This is a genomic window from Stenotrophomonas sp. AN71, from assembly GCF_050435725.1.
Lineage (GTDB): Bacteria > Pseudomonadota > Gammaproteobacteria > Xanthomonadales > Xanthomonadaceae > Stenotrophomonas.
The window spans coordinates 33,124-45,630 of the sequence record NZ_JBNDKU010000012.1 but is presented as its reverse complement, the minus strand read 5'-3'; the positions used below and the strand labels follow the sequence as shown (position 1 = coordinate 45,630).

The 12,507-nt window shown below is 66.4% G+C and carries 12 protein-coding genes; 2 read left to right on the top strand and 10 right to left on the bottom strand.

Annotated features, from left to right (window positions below; all coding sequences use genetic code 11):
• The first annotated feature begins 3 nt into the window (after positions 1–3).
• Together pgaC and pgaD are read left to right on the top strand one after the other, a co-directional pair.
• Complete coding sequence (gene pgaC, locus ABH900_RS16935; protein WP_429624378.1) at positions 4–1,254, top strand: poly-beta-1,6-N-acetyl-D-glucosamine synthase; 1,251 nt, start codon at positions 4–6, stop codon at positions 1,252–1,254.
• Complete coding sequence (gene pgaD / locus ABH900_RS16930) at positions 1,251–1,721, top strand: poly-beta-1,6-N-acetyl-D-glucosamine biosynthesis protein PgaD (RefSeq protein ID WP_429624297.1); 471 nt, start codon at positions 1,251–1,253, stop codon at positions 1,719–1,721. The genes pgaC and pgaD overlap by 4 nt, the downstream gene beginning before the upstream one ends.
• Before the next feature lie 131 nt (positions 1,722–1,852).
• Here pgaD and ABH900_RS16925 read toward each other — a convergent pair whose 3' ends face one another.
• From ABH900_RS16925 to ABH900_RS16880, 10 genes are all read right to left on the bottom strand, one after another.
• Positions 1,853–3,100, bottom strand: coding sequence for a glutamate-5-semialdehyde dehydrogenase (locus ABH900_RS16925; RefSeq protein WP_429624296.1), 1,248 nt, complete (start codon positions 3,098–3,100; stop codon positions 1,853–1,855).
• A 20-nt stretch (positions 3,101–3,120) separates the two neighbouring features.
• On the bottom strand, positions 3,121–4,278 hold the full coding sequence (gene proB / locus ABH900_RS16920) for a glutamate 5-kinase (RefSeq protein WP_429624295.1): 1,158 nt from the start codon (positions 4,276–4,278) through the stop codon (positions 3,121–3,123).
• 11 nt (positions 4,279–4,289) lie between these two features.
• A complete protein-coding gene (locus ABH900_RS16915) occupies positions 4,290–4,553 on the bottom strand; it encodes a YciI family protein (protein ID WP_429624294.1) in 264 nt (87 codons plus the stop codon).
• Positions 4,553–5,848, bottom strand: a complete 1,296-nt coding sequence (argH, locus tag ABH900_RS16910; RefSeq protein ID WP_429624293.1) for an argininosuccinate lyase — start codon at positions 5,846–5,848, stop codon at positions 4,553–4,555. The genes ABH900_RS16915 and argH overlap by 1 nt, the downstream gene beginning before the upstream one ends.
• Before the next feature lie 20 nt (positions 5,849–5,868).
• Complete coding sequence (gene argC, locus ABH900_RS16905; protein WP_429624292.1) at positions 5,869–6,822, bottom strand: N-acetyl-gamma-glutamyl-phosphate reductase; 954 nt, start codon at positions 6,820–6,822, stop codon at positions 5,869–5,871.
• Entirely contained in the window at positions 6,819–7,421 is a 603-nt protein-coding gene (locus ABH900_RS16900; RefSeq protein WP_429624291.1) for a GNAT family N-acetyltransferase, read from the bottom strand. The genes argC and ABH900_RS16900 overlap by 4 nt, the downstream gene beginning before the upstream one ends.
• 3 nt (positions 7,422–7,424) lie before the next feature.
• The gene (locus ABH900_RS16895) at positions 7,425–8,753 is read right to left on the bottom strand and encodes an acetylglutamate kinase (RefSeq protein WP_429624290.1); all 1,329 of its coding nucleotides are present in this window, start codon (positions 8,751–8,753) and stop codon (positions 7,425–7,427) included.
• Between the two features lie 75 nt (positions 8,754–8,828).
• Positions 8,829–9,917 carry an acetylornithine deacetylase gene (locus tag ABH900_RS16890; RefSeq protein WP_429624289.1) on the bottom strand — a complete coding sequence of 363 codons (1,089 nt, stop codon included), beginning with the start codon at positions 9,915–9,917 and terminating at the stop codon, positions 8,829–8,831.
• A 125-nt stretch (positions 9,918–10,042) separates the two neighbouring features.
• Entirely contained in the window at positions 10,043–11,236 is a 1,194-nt protein-coding gene (locus ABH900_RS16885) for an argininosuccinate synthase (RefSeq protein ID WP_429624288.1), read from the bottom strand.
• Between the two features lie 82 nt (positions 11,237–11,318).
• Positions 11,319–12,329 carry an N-acetylornithine carbamoyltransferase gene (locus ABH900_RS16880; protein WP_108769376.1) on the bottom strand — a complete coding sequence of 337 codons (1,011 nt, stop codon included), beginning with the start codon at positions 12,327–12,329 and terminating at the stop codon, positions 11,319–11,321.
• Positions 12,330–12,507: the final 178 nt, after the last annotated feature.

Sequence of the window (12,507 nt, the reverse complement as noted above, 5' to 3'; positions counted from 1 at the left end):
CAAATGCATCCGCTGCTGCAGGTCCTGTTCCAGTTCGCCTTCTACTATCCGATGGTGATGGCGTTCTTCTGGATGTCCGGTGGCCTGTATTACTACTTCCGGCGCGAGCGCCATTCGCGTCCGCGCAATGATCCTCCGTTGATGGTCGATCCGCCGTTCGCCACATTGCTGGTTCCCTGCCACAACGAAGCGGACAACCTGGACGACACGCTGGGTGCGGCGCTGGCGCAGCGATACCCCACCGACTATGAAGTCATCGCCATCGACGATGGCAGCAGCGACGATACCGGCGCGCGCCTGGATGCGCTGGCGGCGAGGCACCCGCGCCTGCGCGTACTGCACCTGGACCGCAACCTGGGCAAGGCCAACGCCTTGCGCATGGGCGCGCTGGCCGCGCGTTCGGAGTACCTGGTGTGCATCGACGGCGATGCGATGCTGGAAGAACATGCCCTGCACTGGATGGTCTGGCACCTGGTCAGTGGCAACCGGGTCGGCGCGGTCACCGGCAACCCACGCATCCGCAACCGTTCCACCCTGCTCGGCCGCCTGCAGGTGGCTGAATTCTCCTCGATCATCGGCATGATCAAGCGCGCCCAGCGCGTGTATGGCCGCATCTTCACCATTTCCGGGGTGATCGCCGGCTTCCGCCGCACCGCGTTGCACCAGGTGGGATGGTGGTCGGATGACATGGTGACCGAGGACATCGACATCAGCTGGCGCCTGCAGCGCGCGCACTGGGATATCCGCTACGAACCCAATGCACTGTGCTTCATCCTGATGCCGGAGACGCTCAAGGGCCTGTGGCGGCAGCGGCTGCGCTGGGCACAAGGGGGCGTGGAGGTGATGCTGCGCCACGCCCGCTCGCTGCTGCACTGGAAGGAGCGCCGGATGTGGGGGGTGTTGGTCGAGTACGTGCTGAGCGTGATCTGGGCTTACACCATGCTCTTCATCGTATTGCTGTGGGCGCTGGGAAAATTCATCGAACTGCCCCCGCAACTGCACATCGCCAGCCTGCTGCCCGAGTGGCATGGCGTGATTCTGGCCCTGGTCTGCCTGCTGCAGTTCGCCAGCAGCCTGATCATCGACCGTCGTTACGAAACACAGATTGGACGCAACTACTTCTGGGTCATCTGGTACCCGATGGCGTACTGGCTGATCAGTCTCTCCACCACCCTGGTGGCGCTGCCGAAGACCCTGCTGCGCCGTCGCAGCAAGCGCGCCACCTGGACCAGTCCTGACCGGGGGATCCAATGAACGCGCAGCACCCGTCCAACCGTTTCGACTCGCGGATGATCCGCAAGCCGCACCGCCAGCCGCGCTTCCAGCGCACTGCCTGGGGCTTTGTCACCCTGGCGTTCTGGGGCTTCTACTTCTACCTGTGGGCACCGCTGGTGACCCTGTTCTCGTGGCTGATCGGCGGCCAGCTGGCCTGGCATCAACTGTACGAACGGCAGAACCAGCTCGATGCCTACGTGCTGGTGGCCTTGCCACTGATGCTGCTGTGCGCGGCCGTGCTGTTGATCTCCTGGGCCGAGTACAACCGCGCGCGCTTCCGCGGCCACGATCGGCGACTGCCGCGCCCGCTGGCCAGTCTCAACGAGGTGGCGGCCGATCTCGGCGCCAGCACCGGGCTGGCCGAGCGCCTGATCGGCTGCAAGGCGGCCACGCTGCACATGGATGAGCATGCGCGTCCGGTAGGCATCCGCCGCGAGGTGGTGTGAGCCTGCGCTTCGCCCGGTGGATGCCGACCTTGGTCGGCACCGTAGCCCACCGGGTGGAGCATCCACGCATGGCGTGGATCTGCTGGCTCATGCGCGGGGTAGCGCCGGGCCGTGCCCGGCGGCCGTTGCGCTCAGGTGCGGATCTGCCCTTCGCCGCGCACCACGAAACGTTCGACGGTGAGCGCTTCCAGGCCCATCGGGCCGTAAGCGTGCAGGCGCGTGGTGGAAATACCGATCTCGCTGCCGAGGCCGAGCTGGCCACCGTCGGAGAAGCGCGAGGACGCATTGACCATCACCACCGCCGAGCGCAGCGCGTTGACGAAGCGCTCGGCATTGGCGGCATCCTCGGTGGCGATCACCTCGGTGTGGTCGGAGGTATAGGTGCGGATATGGGCGATGGCCGCATCAAGGTCGTCGACCACACGCACTGCCAGCACCAGATCCAGGAACTCGGCGGCGTAGTCGTCTTCGGTGGCCGGCGTACTTCCCGGCAGCAGCGCCTGTGCCTCCGTATCGGCGCGCAGCTGCACACCGCGTTCGCCGAGCGACTGCGCCACGCGTGGCAGCAACGACCCGGCCACCTCACGATGCACCAGCAGCGTCTCCAGCGAATTGCAGGCGGCCGGGCGACTGCACTTGCCGTCCACCAGCAGGTCGATGGCCTTGCCAAGGTCGGCGCTGGCGTCCACGAACAGGTGGCAGACGCCCTTGTAGTGCTTGATCACCGGCACCCGTGCATGCTCGGCAACGAAACGGATCAACCCTTCGCCGCCGCGCGGAATCGCCAGGTCGATCAGTTCGTGCAGCTGCAACAGTTCCAGCATCGCTTCGCGGCGCAGATCGGTCAGCACGGTCACCGCAGCCGGCGGCACGCCATGGGCCTGCAACGCGCCGGCCAGCGCCTGGGCGATGGCGGTGTTGGAGTGGATCGCTTCGGAGCCACCGCGCAGGATCACGCCATTGCCGGCCTTCAGGCACAGCGCCGCCGCTTCGGCGGTCACATTCGGGCGCGCTTCGTAGATCATCGCGATCACGCCCAGCGGCACGCGCACCTTCTGCACACGGATGCCGTTCGGGCGCACGTCGTCCCGGGTCACCTGGCCGACCGGATCGGGCAACGCAGCAACCTCGCGTACGGCCTCGGCCATCGCGAACAGGCGTGCCGGGTCCAGCGCCAGGCGATCGAGCATGGCGCTGCCCACCCCCTTTTCGCGCGCGGCGGCAAGATCGCGTGCGTTGCCGGCCAGGATCAGCCCGGCGTTCGCTTCCAGTGATTGCGCCATGGCCAGCAGCAGCACGCGTCGGGCGTCGCTGTCCAGGCCGGCAACCACCTGGGCCGCGTCACGACAGGCACGGGCCTGCGCTTCGATGTCGCTCATCGGGATGTCCTTCATTCCGGTCAAGGCAGCACCAGATCGTCGCGATGGACGACACTGCCGCCGTAGTTGTAGCCGAGCACGGCCTGGATGTCGCGCGAATGGCGTCCGGCGATGCGGCGCACGTCATCGGCCGCGTACTGGCTGACGCCGCGGGCGACGCAGACGCGGCCCTGCGGCGCGTCCCAGCACACCTGCACCATGTCGCCACGGCGGAAAGCGCCGTCCGCACCGGTGATGCCACCGGGCAGCAGCGAGGCACCTTTCTCGCGCATCGCCTGCGCCGCACCGGCATCGATCACGATCGCGCCTTCGGCCAGCGGCGCATGCCGCAGCCAATGCTTGCGGGCGGCCTCGCGACTGCGCGCGGCGTGGATGCGGGTACCGAACAACCGGTCCTGCGCCAGTGCACGCACCACCTCGCCACTGCGGCCATTGAACAGATAGGTCTCGATACCGAGGCGGCCGGCCTTGGCCGCCGCCTCCAGCTTGGTGCGCATGCCACCGGTACCGGCGCGTGAGCCCGCACCGCCGGCCATTGCCAGCACCTCGTCATTCAGTTCCAACACGTCGTGCAGCGGCCGTGCATCGGCCACCGTGCGCGGGTCGGCGCTGTACAGTCCGTCGATGTCGGTGGCGATGAACAGCGCATCGGCATCGACCAGCGCCGCCACCGTGGCCGCCAGGTTGTCGTTGTCGCCGAGCTTGAGCTCGTCCACCGACACCGTGTCATTCTCGTTGACCACCGGCAGTGCCCCCAGCCGCAGCAGCTCGCTGAGCGTGGCGCGTGCGTTGAGGTAGCGGCGTCGGTTGCGCAGATCGTCGTGTGTCAACAGCACCTGCGCCACCGGGCGTTCGAAGAAGCGCTGCCACAGGCCGATCAACTGGGCCTGGCCAAGGGCCGCCAATGCCTGCCGCGCCGCCATCGCCGCGCCGGGTTCATCGGCTCGGGGCAGGATCGCGCGTCCAGCGGCCACCGCACCGGACGAGACAATCACCACTTCGCGCCCGGCCAGTACGTTGGCCGAGACGAACTGGGCCAGGCCCAGCGCGTGGCGCGGTGACAGGCCGCCACCATCGGCCGCCAACAGGCTGCTGCCGACCTTCAGCACTGCCCGCCGCCACGGCGGCAGCCCCTGTTCCGGGAACGGCGAAGCGATCTGGTGGGCAGGCAGGGTCATCGTTCAGGGCCTCAGCGGGTATTCCATTCGTGCACGATCAGGTCGGAGGCCTGCATCGTCACCAGCGGATCGGTGGCGACGATGGCCTGCGCCTGTGCCAGGCCGTCCACGTTGCACAGCACGTAGGCGCCACCGCTGCCGTCAGCGAATCCACCGGTCAACTCCAGCTTGCCCTGCGCCTGCAACGCGTCAAGGAAATCGCGGTGCGGCTGCACCGCCGCCGCGTTGAAGTCGGGCCGACGCATCGCCAGCACCAGGTAGACGGTACCGGCCATCAGGCCAGCGCCTGCCAGCGCGCGCGAAGTTCATCCAGGCGCAGGTCGGCGGCCGAGCCCGGCGACACGCGCGCGGCCAGACTGCCTTCCGGCGTACGCCCCTGCCCCGCGCTGTCGGCGCCTGCCGCAGCCGCCTTGTACGCCTCGCGGAACGGCACGCCGGCGACCGCCGCTTCCACCGCAACGTCGGTGGCGTACATGCCCGAGTCGATCGCTGCGCGCAGTTTGTCGTCGCGCCATTCCAGATTGGCCAGCAGGGCCGGCAGCAGTTCCAGCGCGGCCAGGCCGCGGCCAAAACCATGGAAGATGGCGCCCTTCGACGACTGCAGGTCACGGTGGTAGCCCGACGGCAGCGACAGCAGCTGTTCGATCTCGGTGCGCGCCGCAGCGACGCTGGCGTGGGTGGCGCGCATCAACTCGATCACATCCGGGTTGCGCTTGTTGGGCATGATCGAGCTGCCGGTGGTGTACTGCGCCGGCAAGGCAACGAAGCCGAACTCGGCGCTGGTGAACAGCGACAGGTCCCAGGCGATGCGGCGCAGATCCAGCGTCGCACCGCCAAGCGCTTCCAGCGCAGCCAGTTCGAACTTGCCGCGCGACAGCTGCGCGTAGATCGGCGAGATCTGCATGCGCGCGAAGCCGAGTGCAGCGGTGGTGTGCTCGCGGTCCAGCGGCAGGTTCACGCCATAGCCGGCAGCGGTGCCGAGCGGATTGGCATCAACCAGCGCATGCGTGTGGCGGGCACGGACCGCGTTGTCGATGAAGGCTTCGGCCCAACCTGCCCACCACATGCCCGCCGAGGACACGACGGCGCGCTGGATGTGGGTATAGCCGGGAATCGGCAGATCCTTCTCGGCCTGCGCACGATCCAGCGCGACCTTGGCCACTTCGGTGCTGAGCTGCGCCAGGCGCTGCAGCTTCTCCTTCAGCCACAGGCGGGTAGCGACCAGGATCTGGTCGTTGCGGCTGCGGCCGGTGTGGATCTTGCGGCCGGCATCGCCCAGGCGGTCGGTCAGCCGCGCCTCAATGGCCGAGTGACCATCCTCGTACTGCGTATCCAGCACGAAGCGGCCTTCGCGGAAGTCCTGCGCCAGGATCTCCAGTTCGCGCAGCAGGCCGGCCAGTTCATCGGCGCTGAGGATGCCGATGTGCTGCAGGCCCTGCGCATGCGCGGCGCTGGCGGCGATGTCATGCAGGAAGAACTCGCGGTCGAGAATCACGTCGTCGCCGGCGAGGAAGGTCTGGATCTGGGCGTCGACAGCGACGCCGGGCTTCTGCCAAAGAAGGTCTGCCATGGGGGCTCCGGTATGCGTGTTCAGTGCGGGATCGACGTCAGTTCGTCGATGCCCAGCGCGAGGTTGAGGTTCTGCATGGCCTGGGTGGCCGCACCCTTCAGCAGGTTGTCCAGGGTCGCCACCACCACCACCCGCTTGCCGCCCGGGGCCAGGGTGAAGCCACCGACCTGGGCGCCGTGGCGACCGGCGATGCGGCTGACCCACGGCGCTTCATCCACCACCTCGATCAGTGGTTCGCCGGCATAGGCCTGCTGGAAGCGCTCGACGATCTGCTCGCGTGTCTGCGCGCGGTTCAGCCACAGATTGGCGGTGAGCGTGATGCCACGGAAATGGGGCGCGACATGCGGCATGAACTCCACGGCCACACCCAGCTGTACCGACACCTCGCGCTCATGCACATGGTTGGTCAGCGCGTATGGCATCAGGTTGTCGGCCAGCAGCTCGACGTTGTTCTTGTCCGACGGCGTGGTACCGGCACCGGAGTAACCGGACACACCGAAGCACTGCGGCGGGCCGGCCAGCAGGTCCAGCAGCGGATGCACCGCCAGCTGCATCGCGGTGGCATAGCAGCCCGGGTTGCTGATGTGCTTCTGGCCGTTGTAACGGCCGCGGGTCAGCTCCGGCAGGCCGTAGTACCAGCTGTTGTCGAAGCGGTAGTCGGCCGACAGATCGACGATGACGGTGTCCGGCTTCGCTGCTTCAAGCGCGGCCACGAAGGATGCGGCCAGACCATTGGGCAGCGCCAGGATCACGGCGTCCACCCCCTTGGCAGCCACCGCATCGGCGTCCAGGTTCTCGTACTGCAGGTCACCCTGGAACTCGGGATGGTGGTCGGACAGGCGCTGCCCGGCACGCTCGCGCGAGGACACGAAGGCCAGCTGCAGCCGCGGGTGCGCAGCCACCAGCTTGATCAGTTCGGCGCCGGTATGGCCGCGGGCACCGACGATGCCCAGAGTGAAAGTAGAATCGTTCATGCGTGGCTGTCCAGGCGGTACTGCAGGTGGCGCTTCACGCCCTGCCATTCCGCGTCGATGATGGAGAAGATGACGGTATCGCGCGGGGTGCCATCGGCATGCCGCTTGTGGTTGCGCAGCACGCCGTCCTGCTTGGCACCCAGGCGGGCGATGGCGGTGCGCGAAATGAAGTTGAACCAGCTGGTTTCCAGCACCACGCTGATACAGCCCAGCGTTTCGAAAGCGTGCTGCAGCAGCAACAGCTTGGCTTCGGTATTGGCGCCGGTGCGCTGCACGCGCGGCGTGTACCAGGTATAGCCGAGGCTGAGTTTCGGGACGTCTGCTTCCAGGCCGTAGAAGCGCGTGCTGCCGATGATGTCACCGCCCGCATCGCGGATCACGAACGGCAGCACCTTGCCTTCGGCCTGCGCCTGCAACGCGGCCTGCACATAGGCCTCGGCCCGCTCCGGCGACGGCACCTGGGTGTACCAGAGCTGGTCCAGGCCACTGCCTTCCAGCGCGGCACGCAGGCCAGGCACATGGTCACGCTGCAGCGGCTGCAACGTCACGTGCTGGCCACGCAGGGTGGGAACCGTGTTCCAGACGTCGGGGATGCTCATCGCTCAGCCCTGCAGGCTCGGGGCGCGCTGCGCGCAGTGATCGACATAGGTCCTGATGCGGTCGATACCGTCGGCGCCATACCAGAACACCTTCCAATGACCCTGTTTGTAGCAGCCATCGGACTCGGCGTAGTAGAAATGGTTGATCGGATTGCCATTGCGCGAACGCCAGAACAGCTGCGGGGTTTCCTCGCGCATCACGTTCCAGACCGCGCGGCCCAGGCCTTCGCCCTGCGCGTCGTCAAGCACGGCGAACTTGTCCAGGTACACACCCTCGGCCTCATCGGTGAGGATCACCGCCGTGCGGTAGTTCTCGCTGACGTAGGCGCGCAGCAGCTTGGTCTTCTCGAAATAGCCGGGCACCAGGGTGCGGCCGAAGCTGGATTCGATCAGGCCCTTCAGGCGCGGCAGGTCCAGTTCGTCCCAGGCGGTGGCGCGCAGCACCTTCTCGCCCTTGCGCACCAGCGTGCCAGACCCCTTGTGGGTGAACAGTTCCTTGGCCAGGTCGGCCGGCCGGGTGATCGACACAGACGATTCCAGCGGCAGGCGGTCCAGCAGATCCTTGATCTGTTCGATCTTCACCTTCATGCCACCGTGGATCCACGGCTGCGCGATCAGATGGTCGTACTCGGTGGACAGGTTGATCGAATCGATCACATTGCCCGCCTCGTCCAGCAGACCGCCGGTACCGGTCAGGAAAATGATCTTGTAGGGCTGCAGTTCCTGCACCAGTTCGTTGGCGGCGAAGTCGGCGTTGACGTTGAGGATCTGGCCGCCAGCGGTCTCGCCCAGGCTGGTGATGACCGGGATCGACCCCGCCCGCAGACTGGCTTCGATCGGCGCCAGGTTGACCTTCTTCACTTCGCCGACCAGCCCGTAGGTGTCCAGGTCCAGGTACTCGGCTTCGAACACGCCACCGGTGATCGACGTGGCACGCGCGCCGTTCTGCTGCAGCGCTTCGACGAGGCGCAGGTTGGACTGCTGGAACACCCGGCGCACGATCGCCAGCGCTTCCGGCGAGGTCACCCGCAGGCCATTGACGGTCTGCTTCTCGATGCCGGCGGCCGACAGCTCGGCATCCAGCTGCGGGCCGGCGCCGTGCAGCACGATCGGGGTCAGGCCGACTTCCTGCAGGAACGACAGCGAGGAGGTCAGCGCGTCGAGGTCATCACGCAGTACCGCGCCGCCGACCTTGACCACGGCGAAGCGCTTGGCATCCAGCTGCGAAAAGCGCTTGAGGTACTGGCTGATCTCCTTCGCGCTGGCCATGCTGGAAAGCAGGCGCACGATGGTCTGGCGGGTCTGGCGGTGAGGCTGGAGGGCAGGAGACATTTCGGTTTCGTCACAGGCGGCGGTCGCCGCGTTGCAGTTCCGCCAGGCCAGGGCCGGGCGGCGTTGTGGGGTCGATCAGGCGCCAGCGGCGATGATGCGGTGCACGGCGTCGGTGTAGCGCTGCAGCTGGTCCAGCGTCACGAACTCATCGGCGGTGTGGGCCTGGGCGATGTCGCCCGGCCCGAACACCAGCGTGGTGTACCCCCCCGCCGAGAACAGCGAGGCTTCTGTCCAGAAGTCCACTGCGTTGCCGATCGGCAGGTCCAGCGCATCGGCCACGTCGCGCGCCAGCAGGCGGCGGTTCTCGGCTTCGGCGATGTCACCGGCCGGCAGGCTGGGGCCACGGAAGGTCTCGGTGAACAGTGCCGCATCCGGTTCGGCGAAGCCGGCGAAGGTGGCCAACAGCGCATCGATGTCCATCGACGGCAGTGGACGCAAGCCGAAACGCACTTCCGCAGCCGGCGCGATCATGTTGGCCTTGATGCCGCCTTCGACGCGACCGATGTTGAAGCGCAGGCCGGTCAGTCCGCCGAAGCGCGCCGAGGCCAGCGATTGCACATGGTCCAGCGCGCGGTTGCCCCAGCGCATGGCCTGGTGCAGCGCGCTGGCGGCGGCATCCTGCTTGCCCGAGGCGTGACCGGCGCGGCCGGCGAACTGCATCAGTACCGAACTGATGCCACGGTGCGCCAGCACCGCTTCGCTCATGGTCGGCTCGGCCACCAGCACCGCTTCATACGGCAGGCCACGGGCCAGGAACGCGGCGATGCAGCGCGGGTCGTTGGCTTCCTCGTCACTGGAGAACAGGAAGGCGGCATCACCGTCGCTGGCATTGGCGGCCGCGACCAGTGCAGCGGCGGCGCCCTTGATGTCGCACACGCCAAGGCCGACCACGCGGTCATCCAGGCGGCGCATCACATGTGGGTCGGCACTCCAGTGCGGTGAGTCCGGCACGGTGTCCAGGTGCACGTTGAACAGGTACTTCGGCGTGCCGCGCACGGCGTACAGGCTGACCGCACCGGCGCCGTGGTCGATCACCTCCACAGTGAACCCGGGCAGGTTCGCGCGCAGGTAATCGAAGATGCCACCGGTGGTGATCGCACGCGGCGGGTTGCGGGTGTCGAAGGACACCAGCGCCTGCAGATGCGAGATCGTCTGTTCAAGCATGAATCAAAGATCCTTCAGTACAACGTGTACCGGCTGGAGGAGAGCCCCCTTGATGTTCAAGGGGGCGCGCCAACGGGGCGGGGATTAGGTGGAATGCGCGGGAGACGCGCGCGCAATTCAATCGCTCAGCGATTGACTTGCGCGTAAAGCGTCGAGCTCATGCCGAACAGCTTGATGAAGCCTTCGGCCTCCTCCACGCCCCAGTCGGCCGACTGCGCGTAGGTGGCGCCCTTGGTGTTGAGCAGGTGCGGCGACTTCACCGCCACCGCGTCGACGCGGCCACCGCGGGTTTCCAGCACCACTTCACCGTTGACCTTGGCCTGCGAGGACTTCAGGAAGGCTTCGATGTCGGTCTTCAGCGGATCGTGGTAGAAACCTTCGTACACCAGCTCCACCCACTTGCGCGCCACGTCCGGCTTGAAGCGGTTCTGCTGCTTGGTCAGCACGGCGTCTTCCAGCGCGCGGTGTGCGGCCAGCAGCGAGACCAGGCCCGGTGCCTCGAACACGATGCGACCCTTCAGGCCGATCACGGTGTCGCCGGTGTACACGCCACGGCCAACACCATACGGGGCAAACAGCTTATTGAGCTGGGCCAGGATCTGATCGCCCGGCAGCGCGTTGCCGTTCAGCTCGACGGCTTCGCCCTCGACAAACTTCAGGGTGACGGTCAGCGCCTGCTCCGGCCACTCGCTGCGCGGCGCGCACCAGCCACGTGCGCCCTCGCCCGGGGCTTCCCAGCGGTCGATCTCGCCGCCGGACATGGTCAGGCCCAGCAGGTTCTCGTTGATGGTGTAGGCCTGCTGCTTGGCGCGCACGCCGAAGCCACGCTCTTCCAGGTACTTCTGCTCGTAGGCGCGGGTCTGGGTGTGCTCCTTCTGGATCTCGCGGATCGGCGCGATGATCTGGTAGTCGCCCAGCGCCTTCACCGCCAGGTCGAAGCGGACCTGGTCATTGCCCATGCCGGTGCAGCCGTGGGCGATGATGTTGGTGCCCAGCTCGGCAGCACGCTTCAGTGCGGCATCGACGATCAGGTAGCGGTCCGACACCAGCAGCGGGTACTGGCCCTGGTAGCCTTCGCCAGCCCACACGAACGGCTTGACGAAGCCTTCCCAGATCGCAGGGCCACCGTTGACGGTGACGTGGCTGGTCACGCCCAGCTCGGCCGCGCGCTTTTCGATGAAATCGCGCTCTTCATCATCCACGCCGCCGGTATCGGCGAACACGGTGTGCACGTTGTAGCCGCGCTCCTGCAGGTACGGCACGCAGAAGCTGGTATCGAGGCCGCCGGAGAAGGCGAGGACGACGTCTTTGTTGCTCATGGGGTAGGTCCTGTTCGTCTGTGTCGTCGAGCCATGCTCGACTTCGTCTATGTAGAGTCGAGCCATGCTCGACGGATGCTTCTTAGCGCCCGGCAACCGCCGCCATGATCGCCTTCTGCACGTGCAGGCGGTTTTCGGCTTCGTTGATGGCGATGCACTGCGGCGAATCCATCACGCCGTCTGTGGCCTTAACGTTGCGGCGCAGCGGCAGGCAGTGGCTGAACACACCGTTGTTGGTCAGTGCCATCTTCCGCTCGTCGACGATGAAGTGCTTGAACTGGTCGCGGATCGGCTTTTCCGGTTCCCAGTTGCCGAAGAACGGCAGCGCGCCCCAGCTCTTGGCGTAGACCACGTCGGCGCCGGCATAGGCGCTGTCGATGTCATGGCTGATCTTCAGCGAACCGCCGCTCTCGGCCACGTTCTGCTCGGCCCAGCCCATGTAGCGGTCGTCGAGGATGTAGTCGGCGGTCGGACACAGCAGGGTCACGTCCATGCCCATGCGGGTGGCGATGGTCAGTGCGGAGTTGGCCACAGCGGTGTTCAGCGGCTTGGGGTGGTAGGTCCAGGTCAGCACGTACTTCTTGCCGCGCAGATCCTGGGTGCCGAAGTGCTCCTGCAGGGCCATCACGTGCGCCAGTTCCTGGCACGGGTGGGTGATGGTCTCCATGTTGATGACCGGCACCGGCGAGTACTTGGCGAAACTGTTGAGGACGATGTCCTGGCGGTCGTACGCCCAGTCCTGGAATTTCGGGAACGCACGCACGGCGATGATGTCGCAGTAACGCCCCAGCACCTTGGCCACTTCAGCGATGTGCTCTTCGGTATCGCCGTCCATCACCGTACCGAGGTTGAACTCGATCGGCCATGCATCCTTGCCCGGCTGCAGCACCACCGCGTGGGCCCCCAGCTGGAACGCGCCCAGCTCGAAGCTGGTGCGGGTGCGCATGGACGGATTGAAGAACACCAGCGCGATCGACTTGCCCTTGAGCTGGTCGCCGAGCTTGTTGCGCTTGAACAGCGCGGCCTGGGTCAGCAGCGCATCAAGATCGCTGCGGCTCCAGTCCTGGGTGTTCAGGAAGTGCTTGGGGGACATCATCTTTCCTTGCGTGGCAGCGCCGGGTTCGACGCGGTGGAAGGGAAAAGCAGGAACCAAGGTGGTACGGAAAAGTTTCAATTGAAGCGTTCATGACCCGGAAACGAAAAAACCCAGCCGGGTGGCTGGGTTTTTTTCGGACGAACAGCAGAAAGCTCCGGATTACCCAGCGAGAATG